The 21,272-nt window shown below is 61.4% G+C and carries 14 protein-coding genes; 10 read left to right on the forward strand and 4 right to left on the reverse strand.

The genetic code is table 11. The features are described from left to right. Positions 1-124 precede the first annotated feature (124 nt). The 6 genes from B348_RS0121555 (at position 125) to B348_RS0121580 (ending at position 10,933) form a co-directional block, all read left to right on the forward strand. Positions 125-3,622: a response regulator gene (locus B348_RS0121555; RefSeq protein WP_026136968.1), complete on the forward strand. Its 3,498-nt coding sequence runs from the start codon at positions 125-127 to the stop codon at positions 3,620-3,622. Further along, positions 3,623-4,453 carry a protein-glutamate O-methyltransferase CheR gene (locus B348_RS0121560; RefSeq protein WP_017738121.1) on the forward strand — a complete coding sequence of 277 codons (831 nt, stop codon included), beginning with the start codon at positions 3,623-3,625 and terminating at the stop codon, positions 4,451-4,453. Next, complete coding sequence (locus B348_RS0121565; protein WP_017738122.1) at positions 4,450-5,055, forward strand: chemotaxis protein CheB; 606 nt, start codon at positions 4,450-4,452, stop codon at positions 5,053-5,055. The genes B348_RS0121560 and B348_RS0121565 overlap by 4 nt, the downstream gene beginning before the upstream one ends. Next, positions 5,049-6,242 (forward strand): hybrid sensor histidine kinase/response regulator, encoded by a 1,194-nt coding sequence (locus B348_RS0121570; protein WP_017738123.1) that lies wholly within the window; start codon positions 5,049-5,051, stop codon positions 6,240-6,242. The genes B348_RS0121565 and B348_RS0121570 overlap by 7 nt, the downstream gene beginning before the upstream one ends. Positions 6,243-6,321: 79 nt before the next feature. Then, positions 6,322-6,699: a response regulator gene (locus B348_RS0121575; protein ID WP_017738124.1), complete on the forward strand. Its 378-nt coding sequence runs from the start codon at positions 6,322-6,324 to the stop codon at positions 6,697-6,699. A gap of 187 nt (positions 6,700-6,886) precedes the next feature. After that, the gene (locus tag B348_RS0121580; RefSeq protein WP_157356542.1) at positions 6,887-10,933 is read left to right on the forward strand and encodes a hypothetical protein; all 4,047 of its coding nucleotides are present in this window, start codon (positions 6,887-6,889) and stop codon (positions 10,931-10,933) included. A gap of 36 nt (positions 10,934-10,969) precedes the next feature. Here the strand turns inward: B348_RS0121580 and B348_RS0121585 are convergent, their stop codons facing one another. The 4 genes from B348_RS0121585 to B348_RS0121600 form a co-directional block, all read right to left on the reverse strand. Further along, positions 10,970-12,652 (reverse strand): ATP-binding protein, encoded by a 1,683-nt coding sequence (locus B348_RS0121585; RefSeq protein ID WP_017738126.1) that lies wholly within the window; start codon positions 12,650-12,652, stop codon positions 10,970-10,972. Further along, on the reverse strand, positions 12,652-14,151 hold the full coding sequence (locus B348_RS0121590; protein WP_017738127.1) for an ATPase domain-containing protein: 1,500 nt from the start codon (positions 14,149-14,151) through the stop codon (positions 12,652-12,654). Before B348_RS0121590 ends, B348_RS0121585 begins: the two co-directional genes overlap by 1 nt. 107 nt (positions 14,152-14,258) lie before the next feature. Continuing rightward, a complete protein-coding gene (locus tag B348_RS0121595; protein WP_017738128.1) occupies positions 14,259-15,317 on the reverse strand; it encodes a tetratricopeptide repeat protein in 1,059 nt (352 codons plus the stop codon). Between the two features lie 66 nt (positions 15,318-15,383). After that, entirely contained in the window at positions 15,384-16,277 is an 894-nt protein-coding gene (locus tag B348_RS0121600) for a bestrophin family protein (RefSeq protein WP_017738129.1), read from the reverse strand. 217 nt (positions 16,278-16,494) lie between these two features. On the opposite strand from B348_RS0121600, the gene B348_RS0121605 reads away from it, so the two are divergent. The 4 genes from B348_RS0121605 to B348_RS0121620 are packed head-to-tail and all read left to right on the forward strand — an operon-like array spanning position 16,495 to position 21,264. Continuing rightward, positions 16,495-18,138, forward strand: coding sequence for an AMP-binding protein (locus B348_RS0121605; protein WP_017738130.1), 1,644 nt, complete (start codon positions 16,495-16,497; stop codon positions 18,136-18,138). A gap of 21 nt (positions 18,139-18,159) precedes the next feature. Beyond that, positions 18,160-18,927 (forward strand): SDR family NAD(P)-dependent oxidoreductase, encoded by a 768-nt coding sequence (locus tag B348_RS0121610; RefSeq protein ID WP_017738131.1) that lies wholly within the window; start codon positions 18,160-18,162, stop codon positions 18,925-18,927. Positions 18,928-18,939: 12 nt separating this feature from the next. Beyond that, complete coding sequence (locus B348_RS0121615) at positions 18,940-20,124, forward strand: acetyl-CoA C-acyltransferase (protein ID WP_017738132.1); 1,185 nt, start codon at positions 18,940-18,942, stop codon at positions 20,122-20,124. A 12-nt stretch (positions 20,125-20,136) separates the two neighbouring features. Beyond that, positions 20,137-21,264 carry an acyl-CoA dehydrogenase gene (locus B348_RS0121620; protein WP_017738133.1) on the forward strand — a complete coding sequence of 376 codons (1,128 nt, stop codon included), beginning with the start codon at positions 20,137-20,139 and terminating at the stop codon, positions 21,262-21,264. Positions 21,265-21,272 lie beyond the last annotated feature (8 nt).

The following is a 21,272-nucleotide window of genomic DNA, read 5'->3' on the forward strand; positions in this document are numbered from 1 at the left end:
GGCTGGGGTGTCGGCACTGTGTAAGGAAGAAAAACAATTGCAGCAAATATCCGCTGCAAACGTAGTCTGTGGGCGATCTTTGCGGCAAACTCCCGGTTTTTCCGCACCTGGCCAAGGCATGCCCATGACACCTGCGTCGTCCGTCGATGAAAAAAGCTTCCGTAACCTTTTAAGCCGAAATGTGGCGCTGCCCTTGGGTGTGGGCGTGCTCAGCGCAGTGTTTTTCGGCTGCCTGATTACGTATCTGCTGACGGTGATCCAGTGGGTGGAGCACACCGACCGGGTCATCAACAACCTCAACGAGTCGTCGAAACTGACGGTGGACCTGGAAACCGGCATGCGCGGTTTTCTGATCACGGGCGATGAGCATTTTCTCGACCCGTATGAAGTGGCCAAGCCACGGATCATTGCCGATTTGCGCAATTTGCAGGACCTGGTCGCGGACAACCCCCAACAGGTGGATCGCCTCAAGCGCCTGGAAGCCTTGCAGACCGAATGGAACAAGTACGCCGAGTCGATGATTGAGATGCAGCGCACCAGCGGTGACTACCGCAGCGCGGTCAAAGCCGGCCGGGGCAAGCGCCTCACCGATGAAATTCGCAAGGAATATGACGACGCGGTCGCGATGGAGCAGCAGTTCCGTATCACCCGTAACGAAGAAGTCACCCGCACAACCGTGGTCAGCGTCATCCTTTACCTGGCGTTTGTATTGGGGCTCAGTGGTTTTCTGGCCTATATCGGCAGGAAGAATTTAATTTCGTTATCAAAGAGTTACGGCGATAACCTGGCGTCACAGCAGAAGATTGCGCTGCGCCTGGAACAGCAGGCCTGGCTGCGCAACGGCCAGACCGAGCTCGCAGAGCAGGTGCTTGGCCAACTGACCCTGAACATGTTGGGGCGCAACATCCTGCAATTCTTTGCCCAGTACATGGGCTCGGCCGTGGCCGCGCTGTACGTGCGAGAAGAACACGGCGGCCTCAAGCGTGTCGCGACGTACGGTTTCTCCCGCGAACAGGAACAGCTGGAGCAAGCGATCTACAACGACGAAGGCATCGTTGGCCAGGCCGCCCAGCTGGATCGCCTGATTCGCCTGGACGATGTGCCAGTGGGCTATTTCAAGGTCAGCTCCGGGCTGGGGGAGGGCTCGACCCGCAGCGTGCTGGTAGTGCCGACCAGCGATGATGGGCGCGTCAACGGCGTCATCGAGCTGGGCTTCTTGCGCCCCCTGGATGAACGTGATGTCGAATTGCTGGAATTGATCGCTGGCAATATCGGCACCTCCATTGAAGCCGCCCGCTATCGCCAACGCTTGCAGGAAGTGCTGGCCGAGACCCAGCAGCTCAATGAAGAGCTGCAAGTGCAGCAGGAAGAGCTCAAGACTGCCAACGAAGAACTGGAGGAGCAGTCGCGCATCCTCAAGGAATCCCAGGCTCACCTGGAAACCCAGCAGGCGGAGCTGGAGCAGACCAACGAACAATTGGCCGAACAGACGCAGACCCTGGCCGACCAGCGCGACGCCATGGACCGCAAGAACGGGGAGCTCAGCCAGGCCCAGCTCGACCTCGAAGACCGGGCCGACGAATTGCAGCGCTCAAGCAAATACAAATCCGAATTCCTCGCCAACATGTCCCACGAACTGCGCACGCCGCTGAACAGTTCGTTGATCCTGGCCAAGCTGCTGGCGGAAAACCCCCAGGACAACCTCAGTGCCGAACAGGTCAAGTTTGCCGAGTCGATCTATTCGGCCGGCAATGATTTGCTCAACCTGATCAACGACATCCTCGACATTTCCAAGGTTGAAGCCGGCAAGCTGGAAGTGCGCCCTGAGAATTCCAGCGTGGCACGCCTGGTGGACGGTTTGCGCGGTATGTTCGAACCGCTGGCGGCCGATCGCAAGCTGGGGTTCCAGGTGGAGGTGCAGGCAGGTGCGCCCGCCATGCTGTTTACCGACCGCCAGCGCCTGGAGCAGATCCTCAAGAACCTGCTGTCCAACGCGGTCAAGTTTACCGAGCACGGCGAGGTAAGCCTGTCGGTGTCCGAGGCACCGGGAGAGGGCATCGCCTTCACCGTGCGCGATTCCGGCATTGGCATTGCGCTCGATCAGCAGGAAAGCATCTTTGAAGCCTTCCGCCAGGCCGACGGCACCACCAACCGCCGGTATGGCGGCACCGGCCTTGGCCTGTCGATTTCCCGCGACTTGGCCACCTTGCTCGGCGGCTATATCAGCGTTACCAGCCAACCGGGCAAGGGCAGCATGTTCACCCTGGTGTTGCCGGAACAGTATGTCGAACGTGCAGAAGATGCGGCGCCCATCGAACAACCGCGTCAGGTGGTCGTAGCGCCGGCCCCCACGCCGGTCAAGGTATCCCCGTTGCCGGTGGCCGATGCCAACCTGATCCCGCGCTTCGCCGATGACCGCGACAAGGCACCGTTCACCACCCGGTGCATCCTGGTGGTGGAGGACGAGCCAAACTTCGCCCGCATCCTCTTCGACCTGGCCCACGAACTGGGCTACAACTGCCTGGTGGCCCACGGCGCGGACGAAGGCTACAGCCTGGCCGAAGAATACATTCCCGACGCGATCCTGCTGGACATGCGCCTGCCCGACCATTCCGGGCTGACCGTGTTGCAACGCCTCAAGGAACACGCCAATACCCGCCATATCCCCGTGCACGTGATCTCCGTGGAGGACCGCGTCGAGGCCGCCATGCACATGGGCGCCATCGGCTATGCCGTCAAACCCACCACCCGCGAAGAGCTCAAGGACGTGTTTGCGCGCCTGGAGGCCAAGCTGACCCAGAAGGTCAAGCGTGTGCTGCTGGTGGAAGACGATGACTTGCAGCGTGACAGCATTGCCCGCCTGATCGGCGACGATGACATCGAGATCACCGACGTCGGCTACGCCCAGGCCGCGCTGGACCTGCTGCGCACCAACGTCTACGACTGCATGATCATCGACCTCAAGCTCCCGGACATGCTGGGCAACGAACTGCTCAAGCGCATGGCCACCGAGGACATCTGCTCCTTCCCGCCGGTGATCGTCTACACCGGGCGCAACCTGACCCGCGACGAAGAGGCCGAGCTGCGCAAGTATTCACGCTCGATCATCATCAAGGGCGCCCGTTCGCCGGAGCGCCTGTTGGACGAAGTCACACTCTTTTTGCACAAAGTCGAATCCCAGCTGTCCCATGACCGCCAGACGATGCTCAAGACCGCCCGCAGCCGCGACAAGGTCTTTGAAGGGCGCAAGATCCTGTTGGTGGACGACGATGTGCGCAACATCTTCGCCCTGACCAGCGCCCTGGAGCACAAAGGCGCCGTGGTGGTCATCGGGCGAAACGGCCGTGAAGCCATCGACAAGCTCAATGAAGTGGACGATATCGATTTGGTGTTGATGGACGTGATGATGCCGGAAATGGACGGTTACGAGGCCACCGCCTTGATCCGCCAGGACCCGCGCTGGAAAAAACTGCCGATCATCGCGGTGACGGCCAAGGCCATGAAGGACGATCAGGAACGCTGCCTCGCGGCGGGTTCCAACGATTACCTGGCCAAGCCGATTGATCTGGACCGTCTGTTCTCACTGATTCGCGTATGGCTACCCAAGATGGAACGCATTTAAGTGGAGCGAAGTTTTTTGGATAAAAGCAGCGATATCGAGCTGCGCCTGTTGATCGAGGCGATCTACCTCAAGTACAGCTACGACTTTCGCGACTACTCCGGGGCGTCGGTCAAGCGGCGTGTGGCCCATGCCCTGCGCCAGTTCGACTGCGCGACGATTTCGGCGCTGCAGGAGCGGGTGCTGCATGACCCGGCAGCGTTCATGCAGTTGCTGCAATTCCTCACCATTCCGGTGAGCGAAATGTTCCGTGACCCCTCGCACTTCCTGGCGATTCGCCAGGAAGTGGTACCGCTGCTCAAGACCTACCCGTCGATCAAGATCTGGATCGCCGGCTGCAGCACCGGTGAGGAGGTGTACTCCATGGCCATCCTCCTCAGGGAAGAGGGCTTGCTGGAGCGCACGATCATTTATGCCACCGACATCAACCCGGCGTCGCTGGACAAAGCCAAGCAAGGGATCTTTTCCCTGGAAAACGTGCGGGCCTACACCGCCAACTACCAGCAGGCCGGCGGGCAACGTTCATTTGCCGACTACTACACGGCGGCTTACGATTACGCGATCTTCGACAAAAGCCTGCGCGAGAACGTGACGTTTGCCGATCACAGCCTGGCGACCGATAGTGTATTCTCAGAAACTCAATTAATTTCGTGCCGTAACGTATTGATTTATTTCAATAAAAAGTTGCAGGATCGGGCCTTCGGATTGTTTCACGAGTCGTTGTGTCACCGTGGTTTTCTGGTGCTGGGCAGCAAAGAGACCCTGGACTTTTCCGCCTACAGCAAGCAATTCGAACCCTTGGTCAAGCAAGAACGGATCTACCGCAAACTATGAATGAAGCGGCTGCCAACCGGACTCGGGTTCCGGGCATAGAAGCGATTGTCATCGGCGCGTCCGCGGGCGGCGTCGAGGCGTTGCTGACGGTGTTCGGTGAGCTGCCCGAGGGATTCGGCCTGCCCATCATCGCCGTGCTGCATCTGCCGGACGAGCGCCGCAGCCATCTGGCTGAAGTGTTCGACCGGCGCGTGGCGATGCCGGTGGTCGAGGCGCGCGACAAGGAAATGATCAAGGCCGGCACCCTGTACTTTGCCGGGCCTGGCTATCACCTGTCGGTAGAGCGCGACCACAGTCTGTCCCTGAGCCAGGAAGACCGCGTGCACCACTCGCGCCCGGCCATCGACTTTCTGTTTGAGTCCGCCGCCGACACCTATGGCAGCGGCCTGTTGGCGATCCTGTTGACCGGCGCCAATCAAGACGGCGCCCGGGGCCTGGCCCATGTCAAGCAACAGGATGGAACCACTGTGGTGCAAGACCCCACAGAGGCTCGCGTGGCGGTAATGCCCCGGGCAGCCCTGGCGCTGCACACACCTGACCACATTCTTTCGCTGAGCCAGATCGGCTCATTGTTGGCTTCCCTGGAATATTCCCCATGTTAAGTACTGTCCAGGCCAAACTGCTGATCGTCGATGATCTGCCGGAAAACCTGCTGGCCCTCGAAGCGCTGATCAAGCGCGAGGATCGCCAGGTATTCAAGGCATTGAGTGCCGACGAAGCCTTGTCGCTGCTGTTGGAGCACGAGTTCGCCATGGCGATCCTTGACGTGCAGATGCCCGGCATGAACGGCTTCGAGCTGGCCGAGTTGATGCGCGGCACCGAAAAGACCAAGAACATCCCGATTGTGTTCGTCAGCGCCGCTGGCCGCGAACTCAACTATGCCTTCAAGGGCTATGAAAGCGGCGCAGTCGACTTCCTGCACAAGCCGCTGGACATCCACGCGGTCAAGAGCAAGGTCAATGTGTTCGTTGACCTGTACCGCCAAAGCAAGGCCATGAAGCAACAGGTCGAAGCCCTGGAGCGCAGCCGGCGCGAACAGGAGCTGTTGCTCACACGCTTGCAGGCCACCCAGGCCGAGTTGGAGCAGGCCGTGCGCATGCGTGACGACTTCATGTCGATCGTCGCCCACGAAGTGCGTACGCCCTTGAATGGGCTGATCCTCGAAACCCAGCTGCGCAAGATGCACCTGGCCCGGGATAACGCGGCCGCGTTTACCCTGGACAAGATGCACGCCATGGTTGACCGCGATGAGCGCCAGATTCAAAGCCTGATCCGCCTGATCGAAGACATGCTCGACGTGTCGCGCATTCGTACCGGCAAGCTGTCGATCCGTCCGGCACACTTTGACCTGGCGCAACTGGTGCATAACCTGGTGGAAAACTTCGCGCAGCAAGTGGCCGCCGCCGGTTCTTCCATGCGCCTGGTCTCTCAAGGGCCGGTGGAAGGTCATTGGGACGAGTTCCGCATCGAGCAGGTGATCACCAACCTGCTGACCAACGCCTTGCGCTACGGCGCAAAAAGCCCGGTGGATGTGCGGGTCTACAGCGCGCACGGCGAAGCCCGGGTGGAAGTGCGCGACCGAGGCATCGGCATCAGCGAAGACAACCAGAAACGTATTTTCCAGCAATTCGAGCGTGTGTCCGCCAGCCAGGTGGCAGCGGGCCTGGGCCTCGGATTGTTTATTTCCGAGCAGATCGTTGCGGCCCACGGCGGCACCATCGAGGTCGAGAGCCAGATAGGCGAGGGCGCCCTGTTCCGGGTGTGCCTGCCCCTTGAGGCCGCGCGATGAAATCAATCGTCGGCTCGACGCAACCTTCTGCGTGACCCCATGGTCGTAATTGCAGCAATTGACCGGACAAAGGCTTCCCATGAGTGAAGATGCGCAAGATGTTGTACTGATCGTCGAAGACGACGAATCGATTATGTTTGTGCTGGGTGAGTACCTGGCCGGCCTGGGTTATCGGGTACTCAAGGCAATCGATGGCGAGCAGGCCTTCGAAATTCTCGCGACCAAGCCACACCTGGACCTCATGGTCACCGATTACCGCCTGCCCGGCGGCATTTCCGGCGTGCAGATCGCCGAGCCGGCGATCAAGCTGCGTCCGGAATTGAAAGTGATCTTTATCAGCGGTTACCCGCAGGAAATCCTCGACTGCAACAGCCCGATCACGCGCAATGCGCCGATCCTGGCCAAACCGTTTGACCTGGACACGCTGCACGAGCATATCCAGCGGCTGCTGGCCTGACACGCAACGCAAGCAGGCACCTTGGGCTGCTGCATGGCAGCCCGGCAACCGACGGCGTGCCGTTACGTTCTGTCACCGATGCGGCCAGCAAACCTCGGAATGTCCTTACACCCCTCAACGACTAAAACGCGGGCTCGACGAATTCATTCCTTCGTCGACAGCTCCAATTTCTGTTGAAGGGTTTTACATGATCTCGTCCAGTGCTTCGCTCAATCAACGACTGCAATCGTCTTACGCCAATCCGTCTCGGGGCAAAGGGGATGTGCCACGTGATAACCCGTCGCCCGACACTGGACACGCGAACGTAACCCCAGGCGACCGCGGTGTTCTAGAGCAGTACGTCAAGGCCTTGCGCAGCGTGGCGGGCGGTTCAGCCGACGCGGTATTGCTCAACAATATCCCTGCCGATTCGACATTCGGCCAATGGTGGCAACAATTCTATAACGCGGCGAGAAACCCGCGATTTGAAGCGCTTGCCAAATTGCTCAATATCGATACGTCCAGCCCGATCACCGTCAATCACCTCGCCGATACGATAACGGCCATGGTCGATGGCCAACCGATGACCCTCAGCGCCTCACGGCTGGGCGGTGAATGGGCGGAGGCCACGGCGCCGCTCATGGCCGCCGCACGCGCGTTGGCGTATGAAAAGATCGAGGTGCCGTCCGATCCGACCGCGGCGCCGTTGTACGAGGTCGCGCGGTTTTATGGCGAGGTGCTCCTGGCCGACCGCAAGGAGGAGACCCTGGCCCGCGCCACGCAACTCGAACACAGCCAAGTGTTTGACCAAATGTCGCGCGACAGACCGTTTGCGAATCTCGCGGCTCAGGCACCGGAGCTGCTCGACCAGCAGGTTGTCGAACTGGGCAACAGCAACGTCCAGTTCAACCTGACCGACAAGCTGATGCAGTACGACAGCAGAGCCCACCCCTCCCTGGCGGACTTCCTGCGGGACCAGACCATCACACTCGACCCGAACTCCAGCTATGCGAAGGACAATGGGCGCAGTGAAGCCAGCCTTGAAGATGTGCTGGCAACCTATGGCTGGCGCATTCCACAGACGCCGGCAGATCTGACAGACCTCATCCGCGCCTTGCAGGAACCTGCGTTGCCCCGGCCACGGGACGGCAACTTCGCGGGGGCGCTGGCTTGGCCCACGCCGCTGTCGACCGAGGCCCGCGCGCAGATTTTCCAGACGCTCGCCGACAATAATCCGCCGTTGCCCGTGCTGGACCCTGATACCCCACTGGGTACCGTCGACATGCTGGGTGCGTTGGTCAATCGCGTGCCGGCCTCCATCCGCAATCAAAACGACCCGATGGCCGTGATCGACTGGATCCTCGACTCTGACGAAGGCCAACAATTGGGCGCCGCACTGCGTGACCGCGCGGGGGAAGCGGCCGCCGGCGCGAACGCCAGGACCTGGCTACTGACGGCCTTGGGCGTCACGCTGGATGCAAAAAGCCTGTCGCAGCCGCAAGAAGGTCACGTTGCCGGGTTCAATCTGGACGGGCACGAGGGTAAACACCCCTTCGAGATCAAGCAGGCCTTGATTGAGCATCTCCAGAGCCAGAACATCACCACGCCCCAGACTGCCCCCATTGCTGCGGTCTTGTTGCTGGCGCGTGCCGCGCCAGAGTTGCTGGTCAAAGACATTCCGCAATACATCACCAAGGGCTCTTTCGAATGGTTAGCGCTCAAGGCGGCCGTGGCGCGTATCGAAGCGCTGAGCCCTGGCGCCAGCTTGCGCATGAGCTATGCGCAAATCGTTGCTTTTGACGAGGTTGCTCCGGCGACCGAAGAAGCGCGCGCGCTTCAGGACGAAGCACAATTGCCGGCCATCATTGAGTGGGGCAAGAACCATGGCACGCTGGGTTCGAGCGGTCCGTATTCCCCGCAGAACATCTTGTACACACGCAAAACGATTGAACATCAGCAAAAAGCCCTGAGCCGCAGCTACAAGGCGCTGAACGCCCAGGTGCCTTCCCAGCGATCCGTCGCTCTGGCTGAGCTCAAGGCCGCGTTTGGCGAAGGCATCGATTTTGAAGAAAAATCCATTCGTGCCAATGTTGTCCGAACAGACAGCCATAAATACACGCCCTCGCTGACCACCGACCCGGTCGGTAGCTACTCGCTGCTGGACCTCTACCTGGCGAAAAAAGCCGGTGATGATGTGGGCTGGTTCTCCAGCAACCCGCGGATCACCAAGCAAATAATCGAGCGCGTGAGTCATCTGACTGATCCTATCCAGAAGCACGAGGAGGCTTTTGGCGCGTATGAAAACGAGTTATCCCAGGCCTGGGCCACCCTCACGAAAAACCTGATCGCCAACCTTCCACTGGACGATCGCAAAACTATTGAACACGGCAAGCTGACGGTCTATCAGACCGGCGAAACCGTGCGCTCGGAGATCAACACAAACTCAGGGTCTACCTCGACACCTGACCGTTTTACCCAAACCGCTACCAACCGATCACTGATCATCAAGACAGAACGGGACGGCCAGACCACCTATTATCAATTTGATCCGCAAAAATACGTGATCCGTAAACGCCCTGATTTGAATGACACGTTCAAGGAAGGCTTGCAGGGACCGTGGGAAGAACGCAAGAGCGACTCCATCCTGGCCAGGAATTTCGCCGCGCCGACCATCCAGAAAATGGAATCGCGTGACGAACATGCAGCGACTGAGAGCGACGCGGTGCCCGCCTCATTCACCAGCCCCCGCAGCGAATACCTGGGCGACCTGCTGTCGAAAAATATCCTGCCGCTGTACCAGTTGGGCGCGCAAAAAGACGCGTCTCGCGAAGTCACGACCTTTGACGGCGAGGCCCGCCTGAAAAAAACAATCCACGAAATATTCCTGGGTGTCATACCGGGCGCCTCGGCCATCCGGCACATTATCAACGGCGACTACCTCAGTGCCACTGGCGATGTGATCTTCGACATCGTGACCAGTGCGATCTTCAAGGGGGTCAGCGGGGCCAAGGGGCTCAAAGGGGTTGCGAGCAAAGGCACACGCTTGAACGGTATACAACCACTGCTCAAAGGCCTCGGCCCTGTCGCAGGCAAAGCGGCTCACAGCAAGGTGGGGAGGTTTTTTCATCACCTGAAACCCGGATCGGCGCCCAAGTCCACAGCCGCACAGGCCTCGCCAACGCTACGCATGACGCCGCAACAAGTGCAGGTGGTGGAAGCACGCAGGGACCTCTTTGACGGCTTGGCGACATCGGCAGACGGCGTTACCAAACGCACAGTTGCCAAATACGACGTGCCCGCAAAAAAATGGCGGGAATATGACCCGCTGACAGAAAGCGCCACGATCGTTCTGCATAAATTCGATCCGATCGTCACCACGCACCTCGATACCCGATGGATGAATACCGTCAGAAAAGCTGAAAACGGCCCCCATGCCACGGCGTTTCGCACAGGTTACCTTGAGGGGAAACCTGAAGCGGTTCCAGGGTATATGCCCGGCATGATGTCCGCGCAGATCAAGAAACTGACCGTCACCGGAAAACTGTCACCCAGGGATATCGGCATTCTGGTCAGGCAGCAGGAAAGGCTGGCGGTCAATCACAGCCTCGCGGGTGTAAACATATTCAACCAAGAGATACGCAACGCCGGTGGGCGCATTACCCCGATGCCTCAACTGTTCTACTTGAGCCAGACACACCGGTTGACGGAGGGGCAATGCGCGGCACTCTCGCACCTCATGCTGGAAGCCCTGCAGCACGGTAAAGGACAGACGCTGATTGACAACTTTTACGCTGCGGCCGCCAACCCGAAGGCAGCCGCCTCGAAAAAGTTCATCAGTACCCTGGACCAGATGCAGGCCAACCTGAAAGTCCCGTTGGTCTTCCACGGCGGGCCTTCAAGCGTAGTGCCGTATTCCGCTATCGGCGACCAACTGGCCAGTGCCACCGAATCAAAAGCACTGCTGGTTAGTGATTTCGAGCATGCAATGACGGCAGGTGTGCAGATAGAGGGCGGGGTAAAGAAGTTCTTTTTCTTTGAGCCCAACTACGGCATCGCGACCTTCGATAGCGTCGAGAGCTTTCAAAAGGGATTGCACAATATATTCACCAGCAAGAAGCTTCCGCGCGCGTACATATCCGTGGGCAAGGAGCCTGGCAAGCTGGGACTGAACGTCAGCGACTACAGCCCTAGCGCGTTCGACCAGGTCGGCATCAGCCCAAGTGCGCTGAAGGACATGTACTCCGCGCCGTTATAAACCACGGTGTCCCGGCGAAGACTCGGGTGCAAGAGCTCATTGGCCTGGGGTTTTATGAATCATCTCCCGTACCTTCGCCGTCAACAGGTCAAACGTGAACGGCTTGGTGATCAACTGCATCCCGGGATCAAGGAAACCACCCCGCACCGCCGCATGTTCTGCGTAGCCGGTGATAAACAACACCTTGAGCTCCGGGCGGATCTGCCGGCCGATTTCTGCCAGTTGCCGCCCGTTCATGCCGGGCAAGCCAACGTCGCTGATCAGCAGGTCGATACGCTGGTCGGATTCGATGATCGGCACGGCGGTGTCGGCATCACCGGCCTCGACAAAGCCATAGCCCAGCTCCTTGAGCACTGCGCTGACCAGCACCCGGACCGCCGGATCATCCTCGACGATCAGCACGGTCTCGCCCGTGTTGGCAAACGGCAGCAGGGCCGGGTTGACGACTTCAGCGGTGGCGATCTGGCCGATGAACCTTGGCAGAAACAGGCTGACGGTCGTGCCTTTGCCAACCACGCTGTGAATCGTCACATGCCCATGGGATTGGCGGGCAAACCCGTAGATCATCGACAGCCCGAGGCCGGTTCCCTGACCGATGGGCTTGGTGGTGAAGAAGGGATCGAAGACCCGGCCCATGACGCTTTCGGCAATCCCGCAGCCGGTGTCGCTGACGCTCAGTTCCACATAGTCGCCGGGCTTCAAGGTGCCGTAGGCGGCGGTGAACACGCTGTCGAGGTGGCGGTTGCCGGTCTCCACGGTGAGGCTGCCGCCATTGGGCATGGCGTCGCGCGCGTTGATCACCAGGTTGAGCAGGGCGCTCTCCAGTTGATTGGGGTCGGCTTCGGCGGTCCACAGTTCATCGGTAAGGCGCATGTCCAGGGCGATGCTTTCATTGATGCTGCGTTGCAGCAACTCCCCCATGGCCGTGACCAGCTGGTTGATTTCCACCGGCTTGGAATCGAGGGACTGGCGCCTGGAGAAGGCCAGCAAGCGGTGGGTAAGGCCGGCGGCGCGATTGGCCGAGGTGACGCCCAGATCGATCAGGCTGTCGAGATCGTCCAACTTGCCCCGGGACACGCGACGGCGCAGCAGTTCGAGGCTGCCGATGATCCCGGTGAGCATATTGTTGAAATCGTGGGCGATGCCCCCCGTCAACTGACCGACCGCTTCCATCTTCTGCGACTGGCGCAATGCGTCTTCGTTATGCCGCAACTGGGCGGTGCGTTCCTCTACCTGCTGTTCCAGGGTTTCCAGGGTACGTTGCAGGCGTAGCTCGCTTTCGCTCAGGTCCACCAGGCGGTCCCGCGCCTCATATTGCCGACGCCGGCCGCGCAGGGCGGTACTCACGAGGCTGATCAAGGTGATGGGATGGAACGGCCTTTCGAGAAACGTCACGTTACCCAGCAAGCCGCTGAGGTGGGATGACCCGTTCTGCTCGCTGCCGCCATGGTGCGTCATCAGTACGATGGGCAAGTCGGACCAGGCCGGTTGCTGGTGCAGGTTGTCCAGCAACGGCTCCAACCCGATGCCGCGCAACGCTTCGGCCGCGATGATCAACAGGCCGGCACCTTGCTCCAGCGCCGCGCACAGTGCGCCGAGGTCATTGGCCACAATGCCGCTGTAGCCGGCTTCATTGAGCATCATCAGCGCCAGCGAGCCGTCACGGCCCATGGGTGCAAGAATGATTGCGCGCTCGGAGATGGGCGCAAGCTGCGGCATCAGCCCATGTCCTTGAGCAGGGGAGAGCCGGCGCCCATATAGGTTGGAATGCCGCGCAGCACGCCCTGGAAGTTGTTCAGCGGCTCACCGACGGTCATGCCGCGGCTGCCGATGCGGTATTCACGGATGGTGGACTCATGGGAGCCGGTCCTTTTCTTGATGATCGAGATGGCCCGGCGAACCTCGCCGAGGGCTTCGAAGTAACGCAACAGAATCACCGTGTCGGCCAGGTAAGTGATGTCCACGGGCGCCTGCATGTCGCCCACCAGCCCGTGTTGGGCGACGGTCATGAAGGTGGCCGCACCCCGGCGGTTGAGGTACAGCAGTAATTCATGCATATGCAGGATCAATGCGTTTTCTTCGGGCATTGCGGCCTGGTAGCCATTGATGCTGTCGATCACCACGGTTTTGATTCCGCCCTCATCGACGCAACGTCGCACACGGTGGGAAAACTCGCCGGGGGACAGCTCGGCAGCGTCCACTTGCTCGATCAGCAGGTTGCCCGTGGCTTGCAGGGCGGCCAGGTCGATGCCCATGTTTTTCATGCGCTCGAACAACAGGCCCAGTTCTTCATCGAAGATAAACAGCGCGGCTTTCTCGCCACGGGCCACTGCGGCGGCGGCGAAGATCATCGAAATCAGCGACTTGCCCGTACCGGCCGGGCCAAGAATCAGGCTGCTGGAACCGGTCTCGATGCCGCCGCCAAGCAATGAATCCAGCTCCCGGATGCCGCTGGTCAGGGTCTGGCGGTTGTAGCCGCCACGGTGCTCGGCCGCCACCAGCCGCGGGAACACATGCACGCCGTCCTGCAAGATGGTGAAGTCATGGAAGCCACCACGGTATTTCTGTCCTCGGTACTTCACCACCCGCACCCGGCGACGTTCCGCGCCATAGTTGGGGGTCAGTTCTTCCAGGCGGATCACGCCGTGGGCGACGCTGTGCACGGTCTTGTCGAGGGATTCGGTGGTCAAGTCGTCCAACAACAGGACGGTGGCGTCATAGCGCACGAAGTAGTGCTTGATGGCGAGGATCTGCCGGCGATAACGCAGGGAGCTCTGCGCCAGCAGGCGAATCTCCGACAGGCTGTCGACCACCACGCGGGTCGGCTTGACCCGTTCCACCACCTCGAAGATCTGCCGCGTCGCTTCGCCCAACTCCAGGTCGGACGAGTACAGCAGGCTTTGCTGGTGCTCGGCGTTGAGCAAGCTTTCGGGTGGGGTCAGTTCGAAGATGTGGATGTTGTCGTCCAGGTCCCAGCCATGGGATTTGGCGCCCTGGCGCAATTCGCGCTCGGTCTCGGACAGGGTGATGTACAGCGACTTCTCGCCGTTTTTCGCGCCGGCCTGCAAAAAATGCAGGGCGACGGTGGTTTTGCCGGTGCCGGGTTCTCCTTCCAGCAGGAACAAGTGGCTGCGCGATAGCCCGCCGGAAAGAATGTCGTCCAGACCTTCGATACCGGTGGCCGCCTTTTCACTGAACAGCTCGTTGGATGTAGACAAGAAGTGCCCTCGGGTCACGGATCAATAGAGGAACGCGCCGCCTTGGGCGCGCCATATTTACTTGACCGTGATGGCCCGTAGCCGTTCAACGATTTTTTTCGAGGGCGCTACAGGCCTTGCTGCAAGGCGGGGTCGTCGGGGTTCTGCTGTTCCAGCTGGGCAAGCAATACCTGCACGTTCTGCAGTTGGCCGCTTTCCTTCCAGTAATTGACCAGCAGCACCCGCGCTTTGCGATTGGCGGGATGGCGTTGCAGGATCTCTTCCAGCTGGCGCTGTGCGGCTTCCAGTTCGTTCTGGGCGTGCAAGGTGGTGGCCAGGTCGTAGCGATAATCCTGGTTGTCCGGCTCCAGCTCCACCGCCTTGGACAGGCCCAGCAACGCATAAGGGCGTTCGCCGTGATGCAGCAACCACAGGCCCAGGGCATGTTGCAGATAAGCCGACTCGGGATGCGCCGCCAGTTGCCGCGCCAGCAGTTGCCGGGATTCCTCGCTCTTGCCTTGCTTATCCAGTAGCTCGATCTGCGCGACCACCGCTTGCAGGTTGTCCGGCTGCAAGCGCATCGCCTGTTCCAGGGCGTTTTGCGCGTCCGGCAACAGGGCGCTGTGGATGTACAACTGCGCCAGCTGAATCCAGCCCTCGGCGGTTTCGGGCTGGGCCTTGAGGTATTTGACGAATTCGTCGAGCACCTGCTGCAAAGGGCCGAAGTACAGGCCGAGGGTGTCGGGCGACAGGCCGAGCAGGGCGTTGGCGGCGGCAAAGCGCACGCTTTGTTCCGGGTCGTCGAGTGCCGGGCCGAGCAACAGCGTGCGCTGGCCGCTGGGCACCAGGCCGGCAATGCTGTGGATTGCCGCTTCGCGCACCTGCGGCGAATCGCTCAGCAGGTCCTTGTCGGCCAGCTTCAAGGCTTGCGGGCTGGGGTAATTGGGCAACTCGGCGTGCAGCGCGGCGCGGCGTTCCGGGGACAGGTCCGGGCGGCCCAATTGCTGATACAACACGCGCGCCGCCCCCGGTTCGCCGTTGCGTGCCTGTTTCAGGGCTTTGGAGTAACCATGGGCAATCGCCGGCGGCACGGCCACCTGGCTGGAGCGGGAGAAATACCACGTGATCAGCACAATCAACAGCAGGGCGCACAGGCCGACGAAGGAGTAACGGCGTGACTTAGACATGCAGGCGTCCGCAAGTATTACAAAGCCGTCAGCTTCGGCCAGAGCAGGGCAGGTGTCAAACCCGCGTCAGGTCAGCACGTAGTCCACCGGTTCCAGGGCGGGCGGCAAGTCGGTTTCGCCAAGGGCGGCGCGCACCTCGCGCTCCAGGTTGCGCAGGATCGCATTGCACGGCAGGTCGTTTTCGTCGAAGCCGAACGGGTCTTCGAGGTCATCGCCGATCTCGTCGAGACCAAAGAAGGTGTAGCTGACGATGGCGGTGAACACCGGCGTCAACCACCCCAGCGGCTCGGCCATGGCAAACGGCAGCAGGATGCAGAACAGGTAGATGGTGCGGTGCAGCAGCAGGGTGTAGGGGAAGGGTAGCGGCGTGCTCTTGATCCGCTCGCACGACGCCTGCACCTGGCTCAGGCTGACCAGGCGGGTTTCCAGCTGGGTATACCGCCATTCGCTGATCACGCCGCGCTCGGCCAGTTCGGAAAAGCGCGCGCCCAACTGTTGCAGCAGGTTGTCCGGCAAGTTCGGGTGCGTCGCCGCCACCGCCGCCCAGGGCTTGATCGCCAAGGCTTCGTCTTCATGGCGCAAACGTGCGATCAGCCCATGGGCAAAGCCACACAAACCACGCAACAGCCCGGCACGCTCGGGCGAATCCCCCAGCACCTGGGTTTCGCGGATCAACGAGCGCACATCAATGATCATCTGCCCCAATTGCTTGCGGCCTTCCCACCAGCGGTCGTAGCAGGCGTTGTTGCGAAAGCTCATGAAGATCGACAGCGACAGGCCCAGCAACGTGAAGGGCGTGGCGTTGACCTTGGAAAAGTAGGCCGGGTGCCAGGTTTCCACCAGCACGATCACCGACGCCAGCAACGTGACCAGCAGGCTGCGCAAGGCAATGCGCTTGGCAATCGAACCCTTGAGGGAAAACAGGATGCCCACGAGGTTGGGCTTGGGACGGACAATCATCGGCGGGGGGACTTCTTTGGTGGCGCAGACCCTCAGGTTAGAAGCTCGTCGCCAACGCGTCCAATCGCTTGGGCTGACCGGTTGATCGGTGCGGTCGATGACTGGCCAAACCAGTCAGCCATGTTGAGGGCTTTGACCATTGCTGCTGGGGCGCGCTAGAGCGACTATTTCCGTGGTTTACGTCCTGAAAATAAAAAACACAGAAGGATTTGAAGCGATGCGTGACTACTTGGCTGCCACCACCGGATTTGACTACGCCCACACTGTTGACGCCGCACTGGCCGGCACCCTGCAAGGCCTCAATGCCTGCGTGGAGTGCTGTGACCGCCACGCGCTGCCCGGGCGCATCGCGTTGTTCTGGGAGGGCAAGGACGGCCGCAGCGCCACCTCGACCTTTACCGACTTGCAGGACCAGGCCGCACGCTTCGCCAATTTCCTCCTGGCCCAGGGCGTCAAGCGCGGTGATAAAGTCGCGGGGTTGCTGCCACGCACGGCGGAATTGCTGGTGGTGGTGTTTGCCACCTGGCGCATCGGCGCGGTCTATCAACCGTTGTTCACCGCCTTTGGTCCCAAGGCCATCGAGCATCGCCTCAACAGCTCCGGCGCGGCGCTGGTGGTCACCGACGCGGTCAACCGGCCGAAACTGGCGGAAGTCGAAGGCTGCCCGACCATCGTTACGGTCACCGGCGCCAAGGGCGAAGGCCTGGTGCGCGGCGATTTCAGTTTCTGGGCCGAGCTGCCCAACTATTCCAATAGCTGTGAGCCGGTGCTGCTGGGCGCTGACGAGCCGTTCCTGCTGATGTTCACCTCGGGCACCACCGGCCCGTCGAAGGCGCTGTCGGTGCCGCTCAAGGCTATTGTCGCGTTCCAGAGCTACACCCGCGACGCCGTGGACCTGCGCCCCGAAGACGCGTTCTGGAACGTCGCCGACCCGGGCTGGGCCTACGGCATCTACTTCGGCGTGACCGGCCCGTTGTCCATGGGCCACCCGATCACCTTCTACGATGGCCCCTTCACCCTGGAAAGCACCTGCCGGGTCATCAACAAATACGGGATCACCAACCTCACCGGTTCACCCACCGCGTACCGCCTGTTGATTGCCGGCGGCGAGCAGTTCGCCCATTCGATCAAGGGCAAGCTGCGCATTGTCAGCAGCGCCGGCGAGCCGCTGAACCCGGAAGTGATCCGCTGGTTCGCCGACAACCTCGGCGTGACCATCCACGACCACTACGGCCAGACCGAACTGGGCATGGTGCTGTGCAATCACCATGGCCTGGAGCATCCGGTGCATGTCGGTTCGGCCGGCTTTGCCTCGCCGGGGCACCGCATCGTGGTGCTCGATGATGACTATCAAGAGTTGCCAGCCGGCCAGCCGGGCATCCTCGCCATCGACCGCGAACAGTCGCCGATGTGCTGGTTCGCCGGCTATGACGGCGTAAAGACCAAGGCGTTTGTCGACAAGTACTACCTGAGCGGCGACACCGTGGAGCTGAACCCCGACGGCAGCATCAGTTTTGTCGGGCGCAGCGACGATGTGATCACCACGTCCGGCTACCGCGTCGGCCCGTTCGATGTGGAAAGCGCGCTGGTGGAACGCCCGGCGGTGATCGAAGCCGCGGTGGTCGGCAAGCCGGACCCCGAGCGCACCGAACTGGTGAAAGCCTTCGTGGTGATCAACAGCCAATACCGCGCCACCCCGGAACTGGCCGAGGAACTGCGCCTGCACGTGCGCAAACGCCTCGCCGCCCATGCCTACCCACGGGAAATCGAATTCGTCAGCGACTTGCCCAAGACCCCGAGCGGCAAGCTGCAACGTTTTATCTTGCGTAACCAGGAAATCGCCAAGGCGGCGGTGGCCTGATCCACTTTTAAGGACACAATGATGCAGATCGAAAACAAGGTATTCCTGGTCAGCGGCGGCGCTTCGGGCCTCGGCGCGGCCACCGCCGAGATGCTGGTCGCCGCTGGCGCCAAGGTCATGCTGGTGGACCTGAACGCCGACGCGGTCGCGGCCAAGGCCAAGCAGTTGGGTGATAACGCGCGCAGTGCGGTGGCGGACATCAGCCAGGAAGCGGCCGCCGAGGCGGCGGTACAAGCCGCGGTTACCGCGTTTGGCGGTTTGCACGGCCTGGTCAACTGCGCCGGTGTGGTGCGTGGCGAAAAGATCCTCGGCAAGAACGGCCCCCACGCCCTGGCCAGCTTTGCCCAGGTGATCAACGTCAACCTGATCGGCAGCTTCAACCTGCTGCGCCTGGCCGCTGCGGCCATCGCTGAAACCGAAGCGAATGCCGATGGCGAGCGCGGCGTGATCATCAACACGGCCTCGGTGGCCGCGTTTGACGGGCAGATCGGCCAGGCGGCGTATTCCGCCTCCAAAGGCGCGATTGCCAGCCTCACCTTGCCCGCTGCCCGTGAACTGGCACGCTTTGGTATCCGCGTGATGACCATCGCCCCGGGCATTTTCGAGACGCCGATGATGGCCGGCATGACCCCGGAAGTACGCGACTCCCTGGCCGCCGGCGTGCCATTCCCGCCGCGCCTGGGCAAACCGGCCGAATACGCCGCGCTGGTGCGTCACATCATTGAAAACAGCATGCTCAACGGCGAGGTGATCCGTCTCGACGGTGCCTTGCGCATGGCGGCCAAGTAAGGAGTTCGAACCATGACTGATCCCATCGTAATCGTCAGCGCCGTGCGCACGCCCATGGGCGGCTTCCAGGGCGACCTCAAGGGCCTGACCGCGCCGCAACTGGGTGCTGCCGCCATTCGTGCCGCCGTCGAGCGCGCCGGTATCGCCCACGATGCCGTGGATGAAGTGCTGTTCGGCTGCGTCCTGCCGGCAGGCTTGGGCCAGGCGCCTGCGCGCCAGGCGGCGCTGGGTGCCGGGCTGGACAAATCCACCCGTTGCACCACCCTCAACAAGATGTGCGGCTCGGGCATGGAAGCGGCCATCCTGGCCCACGACTCGCTGCTGGCGGGCAGCATTGAGATAGCAATCGCCGGGGGCATGGAAAGCATGTCCAACGCGCCGTACCTGCTGGACCGTGCCCGCAGCGGTTATCGCATGGGCCACGGCCGCGTGCTCGATCACATGTTCCTCGACGGCCTTGAAGATGCGTATGACAAAGGCCGCCTGATGGGCACCTTTGCCGAAGACTGCGCCGAGCACAACGGTTTTACCCGTGAAGCCCAGGACGCGTTCGCCATCGCCTCCCTGACCCGCGCGCAGCAAGCGATCAGCGACGGCAGCTTTGACGCGGAAATCGTCCCGGTGCAGGTCACCGTGGGCAAGGAACAGAAAACCATCCAGCACGACGAACAACCGCCGAAAGCCAAGCTGGACAAGATTGCCAGCCTGAAACCGGCGTTCCGCGACGGCGGCACGGTCACGGCGGCGAACTCCAGTTCGATTTCCGATGGTGCGGCGGCGTTGCTGCTGATGCGCCAATCCGAGGCGCACAAACGCGGCCTCACCCCCTTGGCGGTGATCCACGGGCACGCGGCGTTTGCCGATGAGCCGGGGCTGTTTCCAGTGGCGCCGGTAGGGGCGATTCGCAAGCTGATGAGCAAGACCGGCTGGAACCTCGACGAGGTGGACCTGTTCGAAATCAACGAAGCCTTCGCCGTGGTCAGCCTGGTGACCATGAGCAAACTGGAAATTCCCCACAGCAAGGTGAATATCCACGGCGGCGCCTGCGCCCTGGGCCACCCGATTGGCGCGTCCGGTGCGCGCATCCTGGTGACCTTGCTCGCGGCCTTGCGCCAAAAGGGCCTCAAGCGTGGCGTCGCCGCCATCTGCATCGGCGGTGGTGAAGCCACGGCCATGGCTGTCGAATGCCTGTATTAAGGACTGAACCCCATGTTGCCCAATGACGAACAACTGCAAATCAGCGACGCGGCCCGGCAATTTGCCCAGGAGCGCCTGAAACCCTTCGCCGCCGAGTGGGACCGCGAGCACCGCTTCCCCAAGGAAGCCATCGGCGAAATGGCCGAATTGGGCTTTTTCGGCATGCTCGTGCCGGAGCAGTGGGGAGGTTGCGACACCGGCTACCTGGCCTACGCCATGGCCCTCGAAGAGATCGCTGCCGGCGACGGTGCGTGCTCGACCATCATGAGCGTGCACAACTCGGTGGGTTGCGTGCCGATCCTCAAGTTCGGCAACGATCAGCAGAAAGAGCAGTTCCTCACGCCCCTGGCCAGCGGCGCCATGCTGGGCGCGTTTGCGTTGACCGAGCCCCAGGCCGGCTCCGACGCCAGCAGCCTGAAAACCCGTGCGCGCCTGGAGGGCGACCACTACGTGCTGAACGGTTGCAAACAGTTCATCACCTCCGGGCAAAACGCCGGGATCGTGATTGTGTTTGCGGTCACCGACCCGGCGGCGGGCAAGCGCGGGATCAGCGCGTTTATCGTGCCCACCGATGCCCCCGGCTACAGCGTGGCGCGGGTCGAGGACAAGCTCGGCCAGCATGCGTCCGACACCTGCCAGATCCTCTTTGAAGACGTCAAAGTGCCGGTGGCCAACCGGTTGGGCGAGGAGGGCGAAGGCTACAAGATCGCCCTGGCGAACCTGGAAGGCGGGCGCGTGGGCATCGCCTCGCAATCGGTGGGCATGGCCCGCGCCGCCTTTGAAGCGGCGCGGGACTACGCCCGTGAGCGTGAAAGCTTCGGCAAGGCGCTGATCGAACACCAGGCCGTGGCGTTCCGCCTGGCGGACATGGCCACGCAAATCGCCGTCGCCCGGCAGATGGTGCATTACGCCGCCGCCCTGCGTGACAGCGGCAAGCCGGCGCTGGTGGAAGCCTCGATGGCCAAGCTGTTCGCCTCGGAAATGGCCGAGAAAGTCTGCTCGGCCGCCTTGCAAACCCTCGGCGGTTACGGTTACCTGAGCGACTTCCCCCTGGAGCGCATCTACCGCGATGTGCGGGTCTGCCAGATCTACGAAGGCACCAGCGATATCCAACGCATGGTCATCTCACGCAATCTCTAAGGAGCCGA

The organism is Pseudomonas sp. CBZ-4, from assembly GCF_000346755.1.
Lineage (GTDB): Bacteria > Pseudomonadota > Gammaproteobacteria > Pseudomonadales > Pseudomonadaceae > Aquipseudomonas.